This is a genomic window from Streptomyces caeruleatus, assembly GCF_001514235.1.
Taxonomy (GTDB): domain Bacteria; phylum Actinomycetota; class Actinomycetes; order Streptomycetales; family Streptomycetaceae; genus Streptomyces; species Streptomyces caeruleatus.
The window spans coordinates 18,415-41,030 of sequence record NZ_KQ948936.1; the positions used below are offsets into that span (position 1 = coordinate 18,415).

Genomic DNA, 22,616 nt, shown 5'->3' on the forward strand with positions numbered 1-22,616 from the left:
CTCAAGTTGTCAGCACCCACTCGGTGCCCAATCATCGCCCAAGCCCGCTGACGGACTGCCCGGATCCCGTAGACCGTCGCGACCGTCCGGTCGATGCACCTCGCCCGGCCGAACCACCCCGCCGACTACGCCAGTCCCGCACAGCAACCCCGCTCCCCGCAACCACAAGCGCCAGAGCAAGTCCCGTACCCAGCACATAAATAGCCACCCGGCGTTCGCGCTCCGCCTCGCTCTCGCCCATGGTCACCGCCATCGGGATGACCGCGCTTCCCCCGCCGGCCGCGACGAGCGGATCCGGCTTCGGGGTCTCGCCCGGTGTCGATTCCTCCGACAGCGCGGCGACCGGGTCGACGACGCCCCAGCCGATGAAGGGGTTGGCCTCGCGGCCGGGGCGTTGGGCGGTTTCCTCGATGCGGGTGGCGATCTGGGCGGCGTCCCACTCCGGGTACTTCTGCTTCAGCAGGGCCGCGACCCCGGCGACGTACGGCGCCGCGAAGCTCGTGCCGTCGGCGGTGCACTGTCCGCCGCGGGGGACCGTGGAGACCATGCTGACGCCGGGTGCGGCGACGTCGACGAAGTCGCCGGCCTGTGAGAAGGGGGCGCGTTCGTCGTTGCGGTCGGAAGCTGCCACGGCCAGAACGCCGTCGTAGGCGGCGGGGTAGGTCTTCGCGAACTTGCCGTCGGCTCCGTCGTTGCCCGCGGCGGCGATAATGAGGGCGCCCTTGCGCACGGCGCTCTCCACGGCCGCCCGCAGCGTGTCGTCGTCCTGCTTGTTCTGGGTGTCCGACGAGATGTTGATGATCTTCGCGCCGTCGGCGACCGCGTCCCCGATCGCGTCGGCCATGGTTCCCGCGTCGCCCTGGCCCTTCTCTCCCTCCCCACCCGTGTAGCGGTAGGACAGGATGTCCGCTTCCTTGGCGATGCCGACGAAGCCCGTGCCCTTGACCGGCCGGGCGGCGATGATGCCCGCCACCCGGGTGCCGTGCCCCTCGATGTCCTGGGTGCCGGAGCCCCCCGGGACGTAGGACCTGCCGCCGGACACCGCATCGGTCAGCTGCTTGTTGGACTTGTCGACACCCGTGTCGATCACCGCGACCTTGACGTCCTTACCCGTCGCCTGTTCCCACAGCTGGTTCAGGAGGATCCGCTGCAGCGACCAGGGCGTGGACTTGATGACGTCGCCGCCGAAGACGCATTCCGAGCTGTCGGCCAGGCCGAAGCGGGCGTGGCCGCTGTCGGAGTCACCCGAGTCGGAGCGGCCGGAGGCGGAGTTGGCCGAGTCCGCGAGGCGGGTGGGAACCGCCGAGTCAGCCCGGGACGCCGGAAACGCCGGGGACGCCGGAACCACAGGTAGCGTCGGTTCCGCCACGGCCGGCGGCGCCGACGCGAGGCAGATCCCCGTCGCCGCGAGCACGCCGAAAGCCCGCTGCAGTGCGCGGGTTCCACCGTTGCGGCCGGCGCGGCTACGCGAGCGGGCCGTGCTGCCCACCACGTTCAGGCCCACCACGTTCAGGCCCCTCATCTCTTCAGGCCCCCAGGGCTTCCTTGCTTCCTTCGAAGCTGGGTCATGTGTGTGTCGCGGGTGTTGCGACGTGTGTGAATGTTTGCGGAATTTGCTGTGTGCATCCCCGTAGAACCCCGTAGGGGATTCCCGCGGTTCCGCAGAAGCTGTGGAGGCCCCCGAAGCAGAGGACGGCCCAGCGGACGCTGTGGCGTCGGCTGGGCCGAATCTCTTCATCTCATGCCCCTTGGGCCCCCGACGGGCTCAGCTCCACGTACCGGCGTTGCTCTTCTCCGTGGCCTGGTAGTTCTCGGCAGCGCTCTGCAGCGCCGTCGAGATCTTCAGCAGGGTGGCGTGCAGGTCGGCAGCGGTCTTGTCCCACTCGCGCTGCTTGCGCTGGTAGCCCTCCTGCGCCTCACCCTCCCAGGTGCTGGCGACGCGCTTGACCGCGGCCTCGAGGTCGTCGAGCTGCTGCTTGATGCGGCCGGCGGTGGACTTCACGTCCGTGGACGCGTTGGTGATCGTTGCGTAATTGACGAGGATCGACATCGTCATTCCCTTTCAGGATGGAATCGAAGGAAGTCTGGGGGATCAGGACGATCCGAAGGACTCAGGAGCATCCAGCGAGGGCTGAAGCTCTCCCGGAACTCTCCCGGAGCTCTTCGGGCCGGTACGGCTCGATCAGCCGAAGTCCGACATGATCTTGCTGATCTCGGCGTTCTGCTGCTCTTCCGACGCGGAGTAGTTGCTCCGCGTGGAGTCCACGGCTTCCTTGATGTCGTTGAGGATGTCGCTCATCCTCTTCGCGTCCTGGTTCCAACGATCCTGCAGCTGGCGGTAGGACTGGGCCGCCTGGCCCTTCCAGCCGCCGGCGATCTGGTCGATCACGCCGTTGAGACGGCGGATCTCGCCCTGCAGCTGACCGTTCGCGGTGTTGATGTCGCCCGAGAGCTTGGTGAGTTCGTCCTCTGTTACCCGGAACTGGCCGGCCATGATGAACCTTCCCCCATGTCGTCGTTGATCCGGGAAACCTGTACCGGTACCCGGACGAGTGCTTCGCACGCTTGAGCGCTGCAAACACTCTATCGTCAGCCTGTCACTCAACCACAGGCAAGACCAATCAGTTACACGGCTCACACACTTGAGCGATCATCCTGTGACTCTCGCGCCGTCTTGCTCTCAAGTGCGTGCGCCCGTACGTCTGTTGGCGGCTCACTGACTCTGTTCCTGCGCGGCGCTGCCGGTGTCCAGAGTGGGCCCCTTCGGGATGAATGCCGCCCACGTCTGCGGCACGATCGCGGGCCTCGACACGTCCTCGTAGCCAAGTCGCGTACGCGCCTTGTCCGTTTCGCTGGCGTCGCCGCCGGAGGAGTCCGAAGCGCCCGAGGACGAGTCGCTGCCCGATCCCTTCGCCGCGCTGTCGTTGCTCTTCGGCAGCGAGTAGCGCAGGCCCGTGTCCGTCAGCAGGTACTGCCCGCCGCCGCCGGCCGCCGCACCGGTGATCTCCGTAAAGAGGAGGCCCGAGCCGGAGGAGACATAGGCGCTGAGCGAGTCGGCGATGACCCTCTTCGGGTACGCCGTCCCGGCCCAGGCGGCGAGTTGCGGCTTGTTGTCCTGGCCGATGGTGCCGTTGTAGACGCTGCACGAGGTGGTACGGGCCTCGCTGCTCGCCGTGGCTGCGGGGTTGGCCTGCTGCGGGACGGTCTGGGGCCAGCCCTGGGCCTGGTAGAAGCGGTTCGCCTCGCCGCGGTTGGCTGTGGTGATGGTCTGGGTGTCGACCTTGATGTCGTCGATCGGGTTGGTGCCGTACGCCGTCTGGGCGGAGGGCGATGCCTTGAGCAGGGCGGCGACGAAGGGCGAGATGGCGGCGATCTGGTCCTTGAGGACCACGTAGTACTGCTCACCCTGCGCGTCCGGCGCCTTGAGCACCCGTCCCACCGTGCTCGCCTCCGGGGGGAGCCCCTGGAGCGAGGTGGCCTCGCCGACGGACGGCACCTTCGGGAAGTCGATGACGCCGCCTTCGTTGAAGGTGTGCAGCCACTCACGGCTCACCGGCTGCGGCTTGGCGTCCCGGCCGAAGACGGCAGACCGCAGTTGCACCATGGTGGCCGGGTCGAGACCCGCCTTGTCGCCCAGCAGGAACAGGTTGCCGTTGCCGTCGACCAGGAATTCCCGCCTGGTCTGGCTGTCGATCACGTACAGGGCCTCACGGTGGTCGACCTTGCCCGCGTTCTTGACCGACTTGGCGTCGTCGGAGTCGAAGACGAAGACGGCACGGTCGATAGCGTTGGCCGAACCCTCGACGGGGCGCTCGCACACCGCCCAGGTCTTCGCCTTCGCCGCGTCGTCCTTGGACGGCAGCCGGTCGGGGGCGTACGGAATGCCGATGGTCGCCCCATGCCGGATCCCGCTCTTGTCGATCTCCTTGCCGGGGACCTCCAGCACGCTGCCCTTGCCCTTGTCGAGCAGCAGCTTGGCGGAGGCGTAGTTGAGGACCGGGTGGAGGACCTTCTCCACCTTGCCGTCCTTGGGGTCCGGGTCGAGGACCACGTACCGCGTCGTCGAGTCGCTGTCGACGATGATGTACTCGCCCGGGGTGTCCCAGCCCTTGGGCGCCGTGGGCTTGATCACGCCCCAGGCGATGAAGCCGATGACCAGCACCAGGCCCACACCGAGGCTGGGCATCACCGTACGGATGGGACGCGGAGCGCCTTCCTCCGAGCCGCCCGGCGACGGCGCCAGGAACGCCGCGACGGTGCGCTTGCGAGCGAACGTGTAGGCGGCGAGCTCATCCCGACGCTTTGCCATGGTCCCCGTGTCTCCCGTTTGTGATGCTCGATCGTGTTGCGGTGTCCGACCGCGACCGTGATGTCCGACCGCGACCGCGACCGCGATGTCCGACTGCGACCGTGACGTCCGGCATTGTCCGGGCCCGCCGTACCGGCAGGCCGACGCGTCAGGCCGACTGGGCCGCGCAGGCCCCTACTATGCCTTGCGCCGCCGGGCGACGATCCATCAGGTGTGCGGCCGCCCCCGCATCTTCACAGAGCTTCACCACAGCGCTCCACCACGCGGGGTCGGTCCATGACAGGCTGACCACCTGGGTTTTGGGTGTCCCCTGTGTCGCCCGGTGTTCCGCAGCGGGTACCGTGAGCCACCCGTATGGATGTTGAGGGCCATCGGTGCCCCTGGCCCGTCGCCGGGATCTCGGACCTCTCGGACGCAGAGGATCCGGTCCGGCCCACGGCCACTACTTCGCGAAAGGGATGTCCCGGGGGATGACCAGCGCTACGAGCACTCGGCGCGGACGCCGCGCACAGCAGCAACAGGGAGGTCCGGGCGGCGGCAGACGTGCGTCGGCCACTCCGGCCGCGCCCACCGCCGCGTCGCCGCGCACGCTGCCCCGCCCGGGCGGTCTGGGCCCGGTACGGCTCCAGCAGCTCATCCTGGTGGAACTGGCGGCGGCGGTCATGCTGGCCGCCTGGGCCGCCGACCAGTCCTGGCTGCTGGTCCCGGCCGGCATCGTGGCAGCCCTGCTGCTGCTCCTGGCGGTTCTGCGCCGGGGCCGCCGTCCGCTGCCCGAGTGGTACGAGACCTCGCGCGCGCTGAGGCAGCGCCGCCGCGACGCGAAGCAGCCCGTGCCGCCGGGGACGGACGCGATGCTGGCGCCGGTCGTGGAGTGCGACCCGGCTCTGCGGACGTACTCCTTCGTCTCCCGTGACGACCGCTCGATCGGCATGATCGGCGACGGCTCCTTCCTGACCGCCGTCCTCTTCGTCCAGCCGGGGGACCAGCCACTGCGTCCCGCGGCCGCCGACCGGCAGCTGCCGCTGCGGCTGATCCAGGACGCCCTGGAGGTCGACGGGATCCGTCTCGCCTCCGTCCAGGTCGTGCAGCACACGCAGCCCGCGCCGGCGCCGCATCTGCCGCAGCAGTCGCTGGCCGCGCGGTCGTACGGCCCCCTGCAGGCGCAGGCCGGTTCGCCCGCGCTCCGCCTCACCTGGGTCGCCCTCAAGCTCGACCCGGAGCTGTGCCCGGAGGCGGTCAAGGCGCGCGGGGACGGCGTTCCCGGTGCGCAGCGCGCGCTGCTGCGGGTGGCGGACCAGCTGGCCAGCCGACTGGCCGGGGCCGGCTTCAAGGCGACCATCCTGGACGAGACCGAGCTGGTGCAGGCGCTGGCGACGTCCAGCTGTCTGAACCCGCGCGCCAACGCGCAGCACTCGCAGGACGGGCGGACGCCGCAGCGCCGTACGGTCGAGGCGGTCCGCACCTGGCGGGTCGACGACCGGTGGCACACGACGTACTGGGTGTCCCGCTGGCCGCAGTTGGGCAGTGGCGGTGTGGCGCTGCCCGAGCTGGTGACGCGGTTCACCTCGCTGCCCGTGCTCGCGACGACGTTCAGCATGACCCTGAGCAAGGCCGGCAACCGGGGTGTCGCCCTCACCGGGCACGTCCGGGTCACCGCTCGCGGTGACAGCGAACTCGGCCAGGTGGGGCGTGAGTTGGAGCGGGCCGCGAGTGCCGCGAAGGTCGGCCTGGTCCGTCTCGACCGGGAACAGGTCCCCGGAGCCCTCGCCACTCTGCCGCTCGGAGGTACGCACTGATGTCCCACCCCGCCTCGACCATGCCCCCGGGGCAGCAGGGCCGGGCCCCCGGGCGCACTCCGGCTCACGTGGCCTCGCCCACCGACACCGGCATGATCCCGATCATCCGGCAGCCGGAGGCACCGCAGCAGCAACGGCGCATCTTCAGCCCGGGGTTCGGGCTGCGCGGACCGCGCCGCAACCGCCATGTCGTCACCGTCGACGAGCTCGCGGCGATCAGCATGCCGATCGGTGACGACGGCGTACTGATCGGCACCGACCCTGAGTCGCAGCCCGCGGTGCTCGGCCTTTCCCGGCCGACCCCGTTCGACGTCGTGCTCGTGGGTGGTCTGTGGCTCGCCCAGGTGCTGGCGTTGCGGGCGGCCGCGACGGGTGCGCGCGTGGGTGTCGAGACCGGCCGTCCGCAGGCCTGGCAGCAGTTGGCCCAGGCGGCGGGCGGCGGCCAGCAGTGCGTCACGGTCTATCCGGTGGGCCGGGTCCCCGCGCAGGGGCCGTCGGTGTCGAGCCCGGTCGTGCTGATCCGGGACTGCGGCATCCGCCCGCCGCGCGGCCGGGTGACCTCGGTGCCGTGGCAGGCCGTGGTGACGGTGCTGCCGTTCGTCAGTGAGCACGCGCCGCGCTGGTTGTCCCAGGCCCATCTGGTGGGGATTCAGCGCATCTCGCCCTACGAGACCGAGGCCGTGCGCGACACGCTGGGGATCCCGGAGGAGCAACTCCAGCACCTGCCGACCCTTCACGACGGCGTCGCCCTGTGGTGCACTCGCAAGCATCAGAAGTTCGTCATGACCGAACCCACCGATGCGGAGACGGGGCTGCTCGGCGTGGCCCGTCGTATGGACTGAGAGGTCGTCGTCCCGGGAGCGGGGCGCGAACGGGGCCTCGGCCACGTGGTGTTACGAGATTTCGGCCACGTGGGGTGACGAGGCCTCGGTCACAGGGTGTTGCGAAGGCTGGGCCGCAGGGCGCTCCGTACGCACCATGAGGCCCTTCCGTCCACACACCCGGGGCTATAGCGTCCGCCCCCATGGGGGCTTTTCCGTCCCGCCATGCGAGTGATTAGGCTTCTGGTGGTGCGGTGACGATCGCAGTCGCGTGGGACTAGCCACTCGGTCCGCCCGGCCGCGACGACGACCAGCTCAGCAGCAGTGGCTGACCAGGAGGCAAGCAGTGAACAGGGATCGGTCCGAGTACAACGGCGGGAGCCCTTCCTCGGACGGGGACGATCACGAGGTGGATCTCACCGGCGAGTTCGAAATCGTCTACACACCTCCCGCCTGGTACGCCCAAAGTACGCAAAGTGGTTCCTCGTCCGGTGAACAGCAGGACGGCGGCCGGCCCACGCCGCCCCCACCGACCGGTTCGCCCGTCGGGTCGCCCACCGGGCCGCCAGGCGCCGCGCCCCAGGGCCCGGGACCGCACACTCCCCCGGCGCAGCCGCCCGCCCAGGGGGTGCCTCAGCAGCAGCCGGCACCGCCCGCGCAGGCCACCCCGCCCCAGGGCACGCCGAACGCCGGCCAGCAGAACCCCGGCACGGGTGGCTACGGCTTCCCGCAGCAGCAGTCCGCGCCGGGCGCGCCCGCGGCCGGTGGGTACGGCTATCCCCAGCAGCCGGCGCCCCAGCAGGGCCAGGACACGTCCGGCGGGTACGGCTATCCCCAGCAGGGCCAGAACACCTCGGGCGGCTTCGGCGTCCCGCAGCAGCACTCTCCTGCCCAGCCGCCGGCCGCCACCCCCCAACAGCACGCTCCCGCCCAGGCACCCGGTGCGCCGGGCGCCCCCGGCTTCCCCGTGCTGCGCCCCGTGGACCCGGACGCCCAGGCGGCCCCGGCCCCCACCGCCACCCCGGCGGCCGGGGTCCCGGCGCCGCCCGCGCCCGAACCGCCCGCCCCCGCACAGCCGGTGGCGGAGCCTGAGCCGGAGCTCAACCACGCCGCCGCCGACGCCGAGGCCGCCCGCCTGTTCGGCGACGACGACGAGGACGTGGAGCCGGAGGAGGAGCGCAACGACGAGGCGGAGTCGGCCGACTCCACCGGATCCGTCGCCGTGACGGACGGCACGGCAGGCATGGCAGGCGCGGAAGGCGGCGAGTCGGCCTCCGCCGCCCAGCCCCAGCCCCCGGCCGCCGCGGTGACGCCGGAGCCGGAGCCGGAAGGAGCCGCGGACGCGCAGTCCGCGCCCGTACCCGCTGCCCCCACCGCTCCCGCCCAGCCGCCCGCGCCCGAGGGACAGCAGCCGCAGCCCCAGTCGACCGGACAGGTCCCGCTGCCGCCGCAGGCGCAGCCCGCCCCACCGGCACCGGAGCAGCCGCAGGTGCAGCCCCCCGTGCCGCCCCAGCCCCAGCCCCAGCCCCAGCCCCAGCCCCAGCAGGGTCTCCCTCCGCTGCCTCAGGGCTTCGCACCGGCCCACCCCGCCCAGGGAGCGCCGCAGCAGGCCGGGCAGCCCGACCCGCTGGCCGCCGCGGCCGCCGGCCAGGTCCCCGGTTACGGCTACCCCCACCAGGCTCCGGCGCAGCCGTACCCCGGTCAGCCCGCGCAACAGGCCCCGGCGCAGGGCGCGTTCGGCCTTGCCCAGCCGCAGCCCGGCTACCCGGCGCAGGGCGGACAGCCCGCGCCCGCCGACCCGCGCCAGGCGCACCAGCCCGGCGGGCCGCAGGCGGCCGGGTACGGCTACCCGCAGCAGGCACCCCACCCGGGCCAGCCCCAGCCGCAGCCCCAGGCCGACGGGTACGGCTACCCGCCCCAGGCACCGCACCCCGGCCAGCCGCAGCCCGCTCAGCAGCAGCCGCAGCCCCAGCCGCACCCCGGCCAGCCCCAGCAGGGCCAGCCCCAGGCCGAGGGCTACGGCTACCCGCAGCCGCCGCAGCAGCCCGCGCAGCCCGGTTACGGCTACCCGCCCCAGCAGGGCGGCTACGGCTACCCCCAGCAGCAGGCTCAGCAGCAGCCCGCCCCTCAACAGCAGCCGCCGGCCCAGCCCCAGCCGCAGGCGCCGCAGCAGCAACCCGCACCCCCGCAGAACCCGGCTGTCCCGCCCGCCGCCTACGGCAACCAGGGCCAGGGCAACCAGGGCTGGAGCGCCCCGCCCGGCCCCCAGGCCGGCCCCGGTGCACCCCAGCAGCAGCAAGCCGCGCCGGGAACTCCGCTCGGTTACAACGCCGCCGTGGAGCTGTCGTCCGACCGGCTGCTGCGCAACCAGCCCAAGGCCCGCAAGAACAACCAGGCCCCGTCCCGGTTCAAGCTCGGCGCCAAGAAGGAGGCGGCGGAGCGGGAGCGGAAGCTGGGTCTGATCCGTACGCCGGTGATGTCCTGCTACCGGATCGCGGTCATCAGCCTCAAGGGCGGCGTCGGCAAGACCACGACGACGATGGCGCTCGGCGCCACGCTCGCCAGCGAGCGCCAGGACAAGATCCTGGCGATCGACGCCAACCCGGACGCCGGCACGCTCGGCCGACGGGTGCGGCGCGAGACGGGTGCCACCATCCGTGACCTGGTGCAGGCGATCCCGCAGCTGCACAGCTACATGGACATCCGCCGCTTCACCTCGCAGGCACCCTCGGGTCTCGAGATCATCGCCAACGACGTGGACCCGGCGGTCTCCACCACCTTCAACGACGAGGACTACCGCAGCGCGCTCGACGTGCTCGGCAAGCAGTACCCGATCATCCTCACGGACTCGGGTACCGGTCTGCTCTACAGCGCGATGCGCGGAGTGCTGGACCTCGCCCACCAGTTGATCATCATCTCCACGCCCTCGGTCGACGGTGCGAGCAGCGCCTCGACGACGCTCGACTGGCTGTCGGCGAACGGCTTCGCCGATCTGGTCCAGCGGTCGATCACCGTGATCTCGGGTGTCCGTGAGACGGGCAAGATGATCAAGGTGGAGGACATCGTCGCGCACTTCGAGACCCGTTGCCGCGGTGTCGTCGTGATCCCGTTCGACGAGCACCTCGCGGCGGGTGCCGAGGTGGACCTCGACATGATGCGTCCGAAGACGCGCGAGGCCTACTTCGACCTCGCCTCGGTGATCGCCGAGGACATCGCGCGCACCCAGCAGGGCTTCGGCAACCCGAACATGCAGTACCAGCAGCCGCAGCAGGGCTACCCGGAGCAGCAGGGGTACCCGGAGCAGCAGGGCTACCCGGCCCCGCAGCAGCAGCCCCAGCAGCCCTACCCCCAGCAGGGCGGCGCCCCGCAGCCGGGTCAGGGCTGGGGGCAGGCCCCGCAGCAGCCCGCGCCGGGCCAGGGCTGGCAGCAGCAGGCGCCGCCGCCCCAGGACCCGCAGCAGGGTCAGCAGCCCCAGCAGGGTTCCGTACCTCCCGGCTGGACGCAGCAGTAGCGCGTGAGCGCGTGAACCACGAAGGGCGGCCGGTGCCTTGGAGGCACCGGCCGCCCTTCGTGGTCGTAGGACCGGCTACTGCTTCTCGGGCGTCTCGGGCGTCTCGGCTGCCGCGATCAGCTCCCGGCAGCGCTTGACGTCCTCGGCCATCTGCTCCAGCAGGGCGTCCAGGGACTCGAACTTCGCCTGGCCGCGGACGAAGGCGAGGAAGTCGACGGCGACATGCAGGCCGTACAGGTCCAGGCCCACCCGGTCGATCGCGTACGCCTCGACCGTGCGCTCCGTGCCGTCGAACTGCGGGTTGGTGCCGACGGAGATCGCGGCCGGCATCGTCTCGCCCTGCGCGTGCAGCCAGCCGGCGTAGACGCCGTCGGCGGGGATGGCGGTGTGCGGGAGCGTCTCGACGTTGGCGGTGGGGAAGCCGAGCTCCCGGCCCCGCTGGGCTCCGCGTACGACGACGCCCTCGACGCGGTGCGGGCGGCCCAGGATCTCGGCGGCGCCCTCGACGTCGCCCTCGGCGACCAGGCGGCGGGTGAGAGTGGAGGAGAAGGGCTCGCCGCCGCCCGCGTCGCCGGTGACGTACAGGTCGACGACCTCGACCTCGTAGTCGTAGGTCTTGCCCTGTTCGGCGAGGAACTCGACGTTCCCCGCGGCCCGGTGGCCGAAGCGGAAGTTCGGGCCCTCGACGACCGCCTTGGCGTGCAGCTTGTCGACCAGGACCTTGACGACGAAGTCGGCCGGCGACAGCTTCGAGAACTCGGTCGTGAAGGGGAGGATCAGCACCGCGTCCACGCCCAGCTCGGCCATGAGGTCGGCGCGGCGGTGGTGCGGGGCGAGCAGCGGCGGGTGGCTGCCGGGGCGGACGACCTCGCTGGGGTGCGGGTCGAAGGTGACGACGACGGCGGGGACGCCCAGCTGCCGGGCGCGGTCGACGGCATGCCGGATGATCAGCTGGTGCCCGCGGTGGACTCCGTCGTAGGAACCGATGGTGACGACGCTGCGCCCCCAGTCCTGGGGGATGTCCTCCAAGCCACGCCAGCGCTGCACTGTGACCGCTCCTCGTCGAACCCGTGTCCGTGTTTGCCCGTACGCTCTTACGCAGGTCTAAGGGTGCCATGCCGGGCGGTCACGGCCCGCATCGGCATGGGTGCTGTGACCGGGTGCACGTACGGACGCGCCGCTCATGCGGGGACTCGGACGCCGGACAGGTTCTCGATCATCCTGCGGGTGCTCGGGCCCACCACCGCCGTCCACTCGTGCGGGGTCTCGGTCAGCCAACCGGCGACCCGTGCGGCGAAGCCCGGGACGTGGCGGCCCAGGTCGACCAGGCCGCGGTCGAAGCGGGCCGCGCCGTCCGGTGTGCGGACGAGCAGCAGGCCGGTGTGGTGGACGAGCTCGCGCAGGCCGTCGTCCGACCCGTCGCCGCGCCGCCGCACGGTGGCGTGCAGGAAGGCGTCGAGCACGGCGGGCGCGCGTTCGTGGGCGAGCAGGAAGTCCAGCAGCTCACGGCGCAGGGCGTGGGAGTCGGGAGTGCCGGGGGCGGCGAGTACGACGGCGAGGGCGGCCCGCACCGGTTCCGTGCCCCTGCCCAGCAGGCCGGTGACCAGCGGCAGGAGGACGGCACGGACGCTCGGGCCCTGCTCCAGGCGCCGGCCGACGTACGCGGCGACGTCCGCGGCGTTCTCGGGGCGCCGCCGCACCGCCTCCGCGACGACACCGGCGACCCTGCGCGCGAGGCCGGGCGTGGTGCCGTCGGCGAGGGTGCGCAGCGCCTCTGCGGCGTTCGGTCGGCTGAGCCGGGCCTGGAAGGCTTCGAGGACCTGGTCGGGGTGGGTCGCCAGGGCGACGATCAGGGCGTCCGGCGGGAACTGGGGGTCGTCGGCAGCGAAGTGCGCCAGGGCCTGCGGGAGATGGCAGGTTCGGGTACGGGGGTCCCGGACGAGGACGGCGAGCGCGCCGCCGTGCAGGGTGCAGTCGTCGGGGCGAGCGAGCAGGGCGAGGGCGGCGTAGCGCAGCGGCTCGCGGTCGGCCTCGGTGCTGGCATGGGGCGCGGCGCGCAGCCCGTACGCCACCGCCGCGACGCGCCGCCCGGGCCGTTCGTCGTGCGCCCAGCGGTCCACGGCCCGGCAGATCGCGGACGTCTCCTCCTCGGCCAGTACGGCGAGGAGTTCGTCGGCTCTGCGGTGCGCGCTGTCGACGAGGGTCTCGGTGAGGTCGTCGAGGGCGCCGTGGCGGTGGGTGTGGAGCAGCGCCTGGGCGGCGCGGGCGACGGTCGCGTGCGGGGTGGCGGGCAGCGGGCGGTCGTCGTCGAACCAGCGGGTGAGGTGGCGTTGTACGGCGGCGGGCTCGGCGGCGAGGAGCGTGGCGACGGCGTCCAGGTAGCGGGGCTGCCGGGAAGGACAGGGCTCCCCGGCGTCGGGTGTCTCGGTCGGCGGGCCGTCGGTGAGGAGGAGGCGGCGCAGCAGTTCGAGACGTTCACCGTCCGGCAAAGGCAGCGCGGTCCAGAAGCCCGGGTCGAACTCGCGGGGCGCGATGCCTTCGTGGCGTCGCCAGACCACGATCCGGTCGGTGAGGAGGCGCAGCACGTCCAGGTACGGCGTCGCGTCGGGAACGCGCAGCAGGGTCTCGGCGAGGAGCCGGGCGGCCCACCAGGAGGTGCGATCGGCGTCCAGAGCGTCCATCAACTCATGCAGTCGCAGGGTGAGTTGGCGCGACCCCTGGTGGCGCGGGAGCAGCAGGAGAGCCTGGACTACGGGTCCGATGCGGTGGTGCGGTACGGGGAGGGGGTGTGCGGCGTCGGGGTCGGTGCGGCGGCGGTGGACCAGGGCGTGCAGGGCCTCGTCCAGGTCGAGGTGCATGCCCTGGATCCAGTCGGCGAACTCCTCGTGGGCGAAGCGGTAGCCGTTGCCCGCGGGGACGAGGAGGCCTTCGGCGAGGACGGCGGAGGCCCAGCCGGAACCGCCGCCGAGCCTCGCGGGCGCCTGGCTCCACGGGAACACCGCCTCGAACGACGCCCGGTCCAGCTCTCCCTGGCCCGGCCCGAGGCTGCGCCGCGCGGCCTCGTGGACCTGACCGGAGACCTTGGCCGCGAGGCGGCGCACGGCGGTGCCGCGCAGGCCGTTCTGGACGGCGAGGCGGACGGCGATGCGCAGGCACATCAGGTCGAGGTGGGCGGAGAGGACGTCGTCGCGGTCGACGGGGGCGGTCGGGGCGTCGGGGAGGGCGGCGCGTACGTCGGACAGGAGGCGGAGGGTGAGGGGGTGGCTGGCATCAGGGCCGGTGAGGGCCCCTTCCGGGATGCCGTAGCGGGCGCGTGCCTGCCGTGCCTCGTCGGGGCTGAGGTCGTCGAGCGGTACGCAGGGCGGAAACCGGCCCGACGTCGCGTCCACGGCCGGCTCGGCGGGGCGGTACAGCAGCTCCTGCGGGAATTCGGCGCCGGCCCCCTCCCAGTACTCCGCCCGGCACGCCACCACCAGCCGCGCCCCCGTCACCCGCAGCCACTCCTCCGTACCCTCGGTCCACTCCGTGAGCCGGTGGGCCAGGACGGGCGGCATCTCCTCCGGGCCGTCCAGGAGGAGCAGCAGGGGGCGGCCGGTGGCTCGGGAGACGTCGGCCAGGCGTTCCGGGGTCGTGTCGCCGAGGGCTGCGGGGTCGACGCAGGCCGACGCCGCCACGATGCGGGCCGCCCTGGTCAGCGCCCGGCGCGCCGCGTCGGCCACGGAGGTGTCGTCGTCCTTCAGGTCGGCGCCGCGCAGCCACAGGGTGGGAGCCGGTTCCGGGCCATGGTGGCGGCGGGCGGCGAGCGCCGCGAGTTCCGTCGTACGGCCGCTGCCGGGGCGCCCGACGAGGCCCAGCACGGAGGCCCCGCTCAGGGTGAAGGAGCTGAACTCCCGTGCCGTGCAGTCCCGTTCGACCGGTGCCACCACTCCCCCGCCGCACGCGGGCGGACCGTCCTGCCCGACCGACGTGGCCGTCAGCTCCAGTACGCCCGCCAGGTTGAGGTCGGCCCCGTAGGCCGGCACCGTCGCCGCGTTCTCGGCGAGCAGCTCGGCCAGCGGCCCGCCGGCCCGTGGGCTCAGCGGCACGGCGAGCACGGCGTCACGCCGGCCGGACCGCAGGGCCGTGCCGAGGACGGCCACGACAGCGCCGGTACCGGCGTCGAGCACGGGTCCCCCGGCCGCCCCGCCACCCAGCCGCAGCGCATCCCGACCGGCGGTGCCGATCGCCAACTCCAGCGCACCGTCGAGGAGAGGAGAGCGGCCCGGCACGGAGCAGGTCGCGGACACCGCGCCCAGCACCCGAGCCTCCCGCCACCCCCCGGCCGGGATCCGCACATACGCCCCGACCCCGACCCGCTCCCGCACACTCACCGGCAACGGACCCACGCCGAGCCCCTGAGCCCGTACGAGCGCCAGGCCCAGCTCCGGCAACGAGGTCACCTCGGCCGCGGGCACCACACAGCAACGCTCCCCGTCGGCCGCACGCAGGACCACCCGGTCCAGACCGTCGACGACCTCCTGGCCGGTGACGACCGTGCCGCGATGGTCGGCCACGAACCCGAGCCCCCGGGGCCGACCTGCCAGGTCATGAACACGCACCAGGTCCTCGTCACGGACCCGCACACCCAGGCCCGCACCGCCCGGACCATCCCCACCGCGACTCTCATCGCCCCCGTCCACAGGCTCACCGCTCCGGTGCCGGTGCCGGTCCCGGCCGTCGCCGTAAGACTGAGAACAACACGAGCGAGGATCACCGCCACCCGCCTCGCCCCCGCCGAGGAACTCCGCGCCGGCCCAGGGCCCCGCCGCCTCCCCAAGATCCCAAAGCCTCGCACCGACCCCCGCCTGAGCCCCACCGCCCCCGCCGGCCACAGCCCAGGGACCGGCCACATCCCCCAACCCCCAAGGACACGCACCGCCACCCGCCTCAGCCCCACCAGGCCCGCCCACCGCGCCCCAAGACGCCCCCGCGCCCCCCAAATCACGGCCTCGCCCACCGTCATCCCACTCGGCCCCACCAAGACCATCCGCCCCAGCCCAAGCCCCAGACGCCTCCCCCAGACCCCGACTTGACGTGCCGCCGTCCCGCTCACCCCCACCAAGCCCGCCGACCGCGCCCCAAGGACCCGGCGCATCCCCCAACTCCCAAGGACACGCATCGGCATCCGCCTCAGCCCCACCAGGCCCGCCCACCGCGCCCCAAGGACCCGGCGCACCCCTCAGCCCCCCAGGACCGCCCCAACCGTCGTCCCGCGTGCCCCGCACGTCTCGGCCGCCCCGCCGGGCATCCCGCGTGCCCCAGGCCTCACCCGGTGTCTCCGCCGCCCACGTGTCGTCCGGCGTCCGGCGGTCGCCGGCCGCCTCCGGGCCTCGTCCCGCCATCGTCGAACCTTCCCGCCGTGCGCCCACACGCCCATACGCCTACGCCCTGTTTTTTCGACGGTAGGCGGGATGTGATCAGCGGGACAGATCGCTCAGCGAACGCGCCCCCTTCCGCTCCCTCGGTTCACTCCGAGCGCCTGCACAGACGGGTGAACAGGCGGGCGTCGTTGGATACACCCTAGGGGTGGGGGAACCGAGGGGGGACCGTGGAGCGGCGGGCACGACCCCGTGACCGCCGCTCCACGGGCAGGCAACCGAAAGGGCGCCTCAGCCGAAGACGGCCAGGCTCTTCGCCTTGCCCTTGTGTTCCTCCACGAGCGCGAGGAGGCCGCCCTCGGGGCCGAAGACGGCGACGGACCCGGCGCCCGCGTACTCGTCGGGCATGTCGAGCCGGACCCCGTTGGTCAGCAGCCGGGCACGTCTGGCGGCCACGTCCCAACGCGGGAACGCGGCCGCGGCGGCCTCGGCGATCGGCATGACGGTCAGCTCCTGCTGGAGCTGCTCCAGGGTCCTCGCCGAGTCCAGCTTGTACGGGCCGACCCGGGTGCGGCGCAGCGCCGTGAGGTGGCCGCCGACGCCCAGGTCGGCGCCGAGGTCACGGGCGAGGGCACGGATGTACGTGCCGGAGGAGCAGACCACCGAGACGACCAGGTCGAGGACGGCGGTGCCGTCGTCGGCGACGGCGTCCCGGACGTCGTACACCGAGAACGACGAGACGGTGACCGGCCGCGCCGGGATCTCGAACTCCTCGCCCTCCCGCGCCCGCTTGTAGGAGCGCACCCCGTCGATCTTGATGGCGCTGACCTTGGACGGCACCTGCATGATGTCGCCGGACAGCTTGGCGATCCCGGCGTCGATGCCGTCGCGGGTGACCTTCGAGGCGTCGACCGACCCCGTGATCTCGCCCTCGGCGTCGTCGGTGACGGTGGTCTGGCCCAGGCGGATCGTGCCCAGGTACTCCTTCTCGGTCAGGGCCAGATGACCGAGGAGCTTGGTCGCCTTCTCGACGCCGAGGACGAGGACGCCCGTCGCCATGGGGTCGAGGGTGCCGGCATGCCCGACGCGCCGCGTACGCGCGATACCGCGCATCTTGGCGACCACGTCGTGCGAAGTGAAGCCCGACGGCTTGTCGACGATGACAAGGCCGTCGGGCGTGGTGTGCTTCTGCGTCATTCCGCGGTGTCGCCGTCCGTCTCGTCCTCGGCGCCCGGCTTGCGGTACGGGTCCGCCTCACCGGCGTACTTGGCACCCGCGGACACCTCGCGCACCTTCTCGTCGGACTGGCGCGCCTTGTCGAGGAGGTCGTCGATGGTCTTGGCGGTGTCGGGCAGCGCGTCGGCCACGAAGGTCAGCGTCGGGGTGAACTTCACGCCCGCCGCCGCCCCGACCGCGGAGCGGAGCACGCCCTTGGCGCTCTCCAGTCCGGCTGCCGCGGCCGCCCGCTCCTCGTCGCCGCCGTACACCGTGTAGAAGACGGTCGCCTCCCGCAGGTCACCCGTGACCCGGGTGTCCGTGATGGTGACGTGTGAGCCGAGCCGCGGGTCCTTGATCCCGCGCAGCAGCTTCTGGGCCACCACCTCTCGGATGAGGTCCGCCAGCCTCTTGGCGCGCGCGTTGTCGGCCACTGGTCCGTCTCCTTAAGTACTTACTTGTTGCTTCAGTCTTCGTCGCTGTGGAGTCTGCGTCGAACCGAGAGCAGTTCCACCTCGGGCCGCCCGGCGACCAGCCGCTCACAGCGGTCCAGTACGTCGGTGAGGTGTCCCGTGTCCCCGGAGACCACCGCGAGCCCGATCTCGGCCCTGCGGTGGAGTTTCTGGTGCCCCGTCTCCGCCGCACTCACCGCGTACTTGCGCTGGAGTTCGGCCACGATGGGACGGACGAGAGAGCGCTTCTCCTTCAGCGAGTGCACGTCACCGAGGAGCAGGTCGAAGGACAGAGTCCCCACATACATGTATGCAACCGGTTCACCCGCCGGCCCGGGATCGATGGCCCCGCCGGCTGATCGGGCAGGGACATCAGAACGGTACATCGAAGGGGGTGAGCCGATCGACGGATATTACGCACCGCTGACCGAGGGCCAAACGGCGCGCCGGCCGACGGAACCGAAGTCCCGCCGGCCGGCACCAACCGTGGCTGTTACGCCCGCGGCTTCTCGCGCATCTCGTAGGTCGCGATGACGTCGTCGACCTTGATGTCGTTGAAGTTGCCGAGGTTGATACCGCCCTCGAACCCTTCGCGGATCTCGGTGACGTCGTCCTTGAAGCGACGCAGACCCTCGATGTTGAGGCTCTCCGCGATGACCTTGCCGTCGCGGATGAGGCGCGCCTTGGTGTTGCGCTTGACCTCGCCGGAGCGGATGAGAACACCCGCGATGTTGCCCAGCTTGGACGACTTGAAGACCTCGCGGATCTCCGCCGTACCGAGCTCGACCTCTTCGTACTCCGGCTTGAGCATGCCCTTGAGGGCCGCCTCGATCTCCTCGATCGCCTGGTAGATGACCGAGTAGTACCGGACGTCCACGCCCTCGCGCTCCGCCATCTGCTGCGCACGGCCGGCTGCCCGGACGTTGAAGCCGATGACGATGGCGTCGGAGCCCATGGCCAGGTCGATGTCGGACTCCGTGACCGCACCGACACCACGGTGCAGGACGCGGATGTCGACCTCTTCGCCGACGTCCAGCTGGAGCAGCGAGGACTCGAGGGCCTCGACGGAACCGGAAGCGTCACCCTTGATGATCAGGTTCAGCTGCTGGATCTCGCCGGCCTTGAGCACCTTGTCCAGGTCCTCCAGCGACACGCGGCGCGTGCGCTTCGCGAAGGCCGCGTTGCGCTCGCGAGCGGCACGCTTCTCGGCGATCTGACGGGCCGTACGGTCCTCGTCGACCACCAGGAAGTTGTCGCCCGCGCCCGGGACGTTGGTCAGGCCCAGGACCTGGACCGGCGTCGAGGGGCCGGCCTCGGCCACGCTGTTGCCGTTGTCGTCGTGCATCGCCCGGACTCGGCCGTACGCGTCGCCGACCACCATGGTGTCGCCGACCCGCAGCGTGCCTCGCTGGACGAGGACCGTCGCCACGGCACCGCGGCCGCGGTCGAGACGGGACTCGATCGAGATGCCCTGCGCGTCCTGGTGCGGGTTGGCCCGCAGGTCGAGCGAGGCGTCTGCCGTGAGGATCACGGCCTCCAGCAGGGAGTCGATGTGCAGCCCCTGCTTGGCGGAGATGTCGACGAACATGGTGTCGCCGCCGTACTCCTCGGCCACCAGGCCGTACTCGGTCAGCTGACCGCGCACCTTGGTCGGGTCGGCACCCTCGACGTCGATCTTGTTGACGGCGACGACGATCGGGACCTCGGCGGCCTTGGCGTGGTTGAGCGCCTCGACCGTCTGCGGCATGACGCCGTCGTTGGCGGCGACGACGAGGATCGCGATGTCCGTCGACCGCGCACCACGGGCACGCATGGCGGTGAACGCCTCGTGACCCGGGGTGTCGATGAAGGTGATCTTGCGCTCTTCTTCGTTGACCTCGGTCGCGACCTGGTAGGCACCGATGTGCTGGGTGATGCCGCCGGCCTCGCCCGCGATGACGTTCGTCTTGCGGATGGCGTCGAGGAGCCGGGTCTTACCGTGGTCGACGTGACCCATGACGGTGACGACCGGCGGGCGGACCACCAGGTCCTCCTCGTCGCCCTCGTCCTCGCCGAACTCGATGTCGAAGGACTCGAGCAGCTCGCGGTCCTCCTCCTCCGGGCTGACGATCTGAACCGTGTAGTTCATCTCGTCGGCGAGGAGCTGGAGCGTCTCGTCGGAGACGGACTGCGTGGCCGTGACCATCTCGCCGAGGTTCATCATGACCGCGACGAGCGACGCCGGGTTGGCGTTGATCTTCTCCGCGAAGTCGGTGAGCGAGGCACCACGCGACAGGCGAACGGTCTCGCCGTTGCCGCGAGGCAGCATCACGCCGCCGACCGACGGGGCCTGCATGGCCTCGTACTCCTGGCGCCTCTGCCGCTTCGACTTACGGCCACGACGCGCGGGACCGCCGGGACGACCGAAGGCGCCCTGCGTGCCACCACGACCGCCCGGACCACCGGGACGACCGCCGAAGCCGGGACGGCCACCGCCGCCACCGCCGGGACCACCCGGACGGCCGGCGAAACCGCCGCCACCGCCACCGGGACCACCGGGACGACCGGCGAAACCGCCACCGCCGCCGCCACCGGGACGACCGGCGAAGCCGCCGCCGCCACCCGGACGACCGCCGCCGCCACCGGGACGACCGCCGCCACCGGGACCACGGCCACCGGGGCCACCGCCGCCGGGACGCGGGCCGGCAGCAGGACGCTGCGGCATCATGCCGGGGTTCGGACGCGGACCACCGGGGCCGCCACCGGGACGCGGGCCGCCGCCCTGCGGACGGGGCATGCCGCCCGGGGTGGGACGCGCGCCGCCCGGAGCCTGCGGACGAGGACCGCCCGCGGCGCCCTGGGGACGGGGACCGCCCTGGCCCTGCGGACGCGGAGCGCCGCCGGGGGCACCGGGGCCGCCCTGGCCACCGGGACGCGGGGCGCCGCCCGGACGGGGCGCCTGCGGGCGCGCCATGCCGGTGGAGCCACCAGAGGTGAACGGGTTGTTGCCCGGACGGGGACCGGCCGGACGGGCACCGGGACGCTGGGCGCCGCCACCCGGACGCGGAGCGCCGGGACGGTCGCCGCGGTCACCACGGCCCTGGCCGCCCTGGCCGGGACCACCCGGACGCGGGGCGCCGGGACGCGGAGCCTGGCCGCCCGGACGCGGAGCACCCGGACGCGGGCCGGAGCCCTGGCCCTGGCCCTGGGAGGCGGCCGGAGCGGCGGGAGCCGCCGGGGGCGCCGTGAACTCGGGCGTGGTCGGAGCCGGGGACGCCGGGGCGGGCCGCGGCGCGGGCTTCGGGCCCGGGGTGGGACGGGGGCCGGGAGCGGCCGGCGCGGCGGGAGCCGCGGGCTTCTCGGCGGCGGCCGGCTTGGGGGCCGGCGGGCGCGGGGCGGCCGGACGGGCAGCCTGCGCCGGAGAGGGGGCTGCCGGCTTGGCCGGGGCAGCCTTGCGAGCGGGGGCGGACTTGCCGCCTCCGTTGCCCTGCTGGAGGGCGTCCGTCAGCTTACGGACGACGGGCGCTTCGATGGTCGAAGACGCCGAACGGACGAATTCACCGAGTTCTTGGAGCTTGGCCATGACGACCTTGCTCTCAACCCCGAACTCCTTGGCGAGTTCGTATACCCGGACCTTAGCCACTTCGCTCCTTTTAGGTCCGGTTGCGTCCGGACCGTCGCTACTTCATGGGCGTACTCATCGCGTGCTCATCGAGTGCTCATCGCAATCTCGACCTACTTCCAACTCGCGGGGTACCAGGGCCGCACGGGGGTTCCGTGCGACGCGTCTTACGGTGTTGCCTGCTCGGCAACTGTTGTCTGCTCGACGTACTGGCGCAACGCCTTTGTGTCGAGCGCTCCCGGGGCGCGCAACGCCCGCGTGAACGCCCGGCGGCGCACCGCCTGGTCGAGACAGACCAGTGCGGGGTGTACATACGCACCCCGGCCGGGCAGCGTACCGCGAGGATCAGGGACGCACTCGTCCTTGATCGCCACGATCCGCAGCAGATCAGCCTTGGCCGCTCGCTCCCGGCACCCCACACAGGTGCGTTCAGGGCATGCGCGGACGCGTGTCCGGCCAGACACTCCTAAGTCTACCTCCCCGTACCGACCTCACCCCTTTGGGGCAGGCTTCGAACAGTTGCCGGGCCATAACCTGACGTGATCTAAGCGACCTGCGGCTTGGATCTATTCCCCGGGCTGCTCGGTGTCCGGGCGGATGTCGATCCGCCAGCCGGTGAGCCGGGCGGCAAGCCGGGCATTCTGCCCTTCCTTGCCGATGGCCAGCGACAGCTGGTAGTCGGGCACGGTCACCCGGGCGGAGCGGGCCGCCATGTCCACGACCTCCACCTTGGAGACGCGGGCCGGCGACAGCGCGTTCGCCACCATCTCGGCCGGGTCGTCCGACCAGTCGACGATGTCGATCTTCTCGCCGTTCAGCTCGCCCATGACATTGCGCACGCGGCCGCCCATCGGGCCGATGCAGGCGCCCTTGGCGTTCAGACCGCTGCGGGTGGACCGTACGGCGATCTTCGTGCGGTGGCCGGCCTCGCGGGCGATGGCGGCGATCTCGACGGACCCGTCGGCGATCTCCGGCACCTCCAGCGCGAAGAGCTTCTTCACGAGGTTGGGGTGCGTGCGCGAGAGGGTCACGGACGGGCCGCGGACGCCCTTCGCCACTCGTACGACGTACGAGCGAAGCCGCATGCCGTGCGGGTACGTCTCGCCCGGCACCTGCTCCTGCACCGGCAGGATGGCCTCCAGCTTGCCGATGTCCACGAGCACGTTCTTCGGGTCGCGGCCCTGCTGGACCACACCGGTGACGATGTCGCCCTCACGGCCGGCGTACTCGCCGAGCGTCGCGTCGTCCTCGGCGTCGCGCAGCCGCTGCAGGATGACCTGCTTGGCGGTGGTGGCGGCGATACGGCCGAAGCCGGACGGGGTGTCGTCGAACTCGCGGGCCTCCTGGCCCTCCTCCAGATCCTCGGGATCCTCCTTCGCCCACACGGTCACATGGCCGGTCTCCCGGTTCAGCTCCACGCGCGCGTGGCGGCGGCTTCCCTCGGTGCGGTGGTAGGCGATGAGGAGGGCCGACTCGATCGCCTCGACCAGCAGGGGGAAGGAGATCTCCTTCTCCCGTACCAAGCCCCGCAGGGCACTCATGTCGATGTCCACG

General features: G+C 72.2%; 15 protein-coding genes. 3 read left to right on the plus strand and 12 right to left on the minus strand.

Going from position 1 to position 22,616, the window contains the following annotated elements; translation table 11 throughout:
• Positions 1-31: 31 nt before the first annotated feature.
• The 4 genes from mycP to eccB all read right to left on the minus strand — a co-directional run bounded on the left by mycP (position 32) and on the right by eccB (position 4,309).
• Positions 32-1,522: a type VII secretion-associated serine protease mycosin gene (gene mycP / locus AQJ67_RS33090; RefSeq protein WP_167366244.1), complete on the minus strand. Its 1,491-nt coding sequence runs from the start codon at positions 1,520-1,522 to the stop codon at positions 32-34.
• A 243-nt stretch (positions 1,523-1,765) separates the two neighbouring features.
• A complete protein-coding gene (locus tag AQJ67_RS33095; RefSeq protein ID WP_048584644.1) occupies positions 1,766-2,056 on the minus strand; it encodes a WXG100 family type VII secretion target in 291 nt (96 codons plus the stop codon).
• A 126-nt stretch (positions 2,057-2,182) separates the two neighbouring features.
• Positions 2,183-2,494, minus strand: coding sequence for a WXG100 family type VII secretion target (locus AQJ67_RS33100; protein WP_062723050.1), 312 nt, complete (start codon positions 2,492-2,494; stop codon positions 2,183-2,185).
• A gap of 219 nt (positions 2,495-2,713) precedes the next feature.
• The gene (gene eccB, locus AQJ67_RS33105) at positions 2,714-4,309 is read right to left on the minus strand and encodes a type VII secretion protein EccB (protein ID WP_062723051.1); all 1,596 of its coding nucleotides are present in this window, start codon (positions 4,307-4,309) and stop codon (positions 2,714-2,716) included.
• A gap of 470 nt (positions 4,310-4,779) precedes the next feature.
• Between eccB and eccE the strand changes: the two genes are divergently transcribed.
• The 3 genes from eccE (at position 4,780) to AQJ67_RS33120 (ending at position 10,437) form a co-directional block, all read left to right on the plus strand.
• Positions 4,780-6,105, plus strand: a complete 1,326-nt coding sequence (eccE, locus tag AQJ67_RS33110) for a type VII secretion protein EccE (RefSeq protein ID WP_208615086.1) — start codon at positions 4,780-4,782, stop codon at positions 6,103-6,105.
• The gene (locus tag AQJ67_RS33115; protein WP_062723052.1) at positions 6,105-6,947 is read left to right on the plus strand and encodes a hypothetical protein; all 843 of its coding nucleotides are present in this window, start codon (positions 6,105-6,107) and stop codon (positions 6,945-6,947) included. The genes eccE and AQJ67_RS33115 overlap by 1 nt, the downstream gene beginning before the upstream one ends.
• A gap of 325 nt (positions 6,948-7,272) precedes the next feature.
• Complete coding sequence (locus AQJ67_RS33120) at positions 7,273-10,437, plus strand: SCO5717 family growth-regulating ATPase (protein WP_062723053.1); 3,165 nt, start codon at positions 7,273-7,275, stop codon at positions 10,435-10,437.
• A gap of 75 nt (positions 10,438-10,512) precedes the next feature.
• Here the strand turns inward: AQJ67_RS33120 and AQJ67_RS33125 are convergent, their stop codons facing one another.
• The 8 genes from AQJ67_RS33125 to nusA all read right to left on the minus strand — a co-directional run bounded on the left by AQJ67_RS33125 (position 10,513) and on the right by nusA (position 22,615).
• The gene (locus tag AQJ67_RS33125; RefSeq protein ID WP_062723054.1) at positions 10,513-11,484 is read right to left on the minus strand and encodes a bifunctional riboflavin kinase/FAD synthetase; all 972 of its coding nucleotides are present in this window, start codon (positions 11,482-11,484) and stop codon (positions 10,513-10,515) included.
• 134 nt (positions 11,485-11,618) lie between these two features.
• A complete protein-coding gene (locus tag AQJ67_RS33130; RefSeq protein WP_062723257.1) occupies positions 11,619-15,035 on the minus strand; it encodes a trypsin-like peptidase domain-containing protein in 3,417 nt (1,138 codons plus the stop codon).
• A gap of 1,050 nt (positions 15,036-16,085) precedes the next feature.
• Positions 16,086-16,991 carry a tRNA pseudouridine(55) synthase TruB gene (truB, locus tag AQJ67_RS33135; protein WP_062723055.1) on the minus strand — a complete coding sequence of 302 codons (906 nt, stop codon included), beginning with the start codon at positions 16,989-16,991 and terminating at the stop codon, positions 16,086-16,088.
• Entirely contained in the window at positions 16,988-17,443 is a 456-nt protein-coding gene (rbfA, locus tag AQJ67_RS33140; RefSeq protein WP_062723056.1) for a 30S ribosome-binding factor RbfA, read from the minus strand. Before rbfA ends, truB begins: the two co-directional genes overlap by 4 nt.
• A gap of 32 nt (positions 17,444-17,475) precedes the next feature.
• Positions 17,476-17,769 (minus strand): DUF503 domain-containing protein, encoded by a 294-nt coding sequence (locus AQJ67_RS33145; RefSeq protein ID WP_062723057.1) that lies wholly within the window; start codon positions 17,767-17,769, stop codon positions 17,476-17,478.
• A gap of 185 nt (positions 17,770-17,954) precedes the next feature.
• The gene (infB, locus tag AQJ67_RS45895; RefSeq protein WP_079056304.1) at positions 17,955-21,083 is read right to left on the minus strand and encodes a translation initiation factor IF-2; all 3,129 of its coding nucleotides are present in this window, start codon (positions 21,081-21,083) and stop codon (positions 17,955-17,957) included.
• A gap of 146 nt (positions 21,084-21,229) precedes the next feature.
• Positions 21,230-21,526 carry a YlxR family protein gene (locus tag AQJ67_RS45900; protein WP_079056305.1) on the minus strand — a complete coding sequence of 99 codons (297 nt, stop codon included), beginning with the start codon at positions 21,524-21,526 and terminating at the stop codon, positions 21,230-21,232.
• 102 nt (positions 21,527-21,628) lie between these two features.
• On the minus strand, positions 21,629-22,615 hold the full coding sequence (gene nusA / locus AQJ67_RS33160) for a transcription termination factor NusA (protein WP_062723060.1): 987 nt from the start codon (positions 22,613-22,615) through the stop codon (positions 21,629-21,631).
• Between the last annotated feature and the right edge of the window lies 1 nt (position 22,616).

Excerpts from the sequence above, each read along its gene's own strand:
- mycP (WP_167366244.1), bottom strand. The coding sequence starts at position 1,522 with ATGAGGGGCCTGAACGTGGTGGGCCTGAACGTGGTGGGCAGCACGGCC.
- AQJ67_RS33095 (WP_048584644.1), bottom strand. The coding sequence starts at position 2,056 with ATGACGATGTCGATCCTCGTCAATTACGCAACGATCACCAACGCGTCC.
- AQJ67_RS33100 (WP_062723050.1), bottom strand. The coding sequence starts at position 2,494 with ATGGCCGGCCAGTTCCGGGTAACAGAGGACGAACTCACCAAGCTCTCG.
- eccB (WP_062723051.1), bottom strand. The coding sequence starts at position 4,309 with ATGGCAAAGCGTCGGGATGAGCTCGCCGCCTACACGTTCGCTCGCAAG.
- eccE (WP_208615086.1), top strand. The coding sequence starts at position 4,780 with ATGACCAGCGCTACGAGCACTCGGCGCGGACGCCGCGCACAGCAGCAA.
- AQJ67_RS33115 (WP_062723052.1), top strand. The coding sequence starts at position 6,105 with ATGTCCCACCCCGCCTCGACCATGCCCCCGGGGCAGCAGGGCCGGGCC.
- truB (WP_062723055.1), bottom strand. The coding sequence starts at position 16,991 with ATGACGCAGAAGCACACCACGCCCGACGGCCTTGTCATCGTCGACAAG.
- AQJ67_RS33145 (WP_062723057.1), bottom strand. The coding sequence starts at position 17,769 with ATGTATGTGGGGACTCTGTCCTTCGACCTGCTCCTCGGTGACGTGCAC.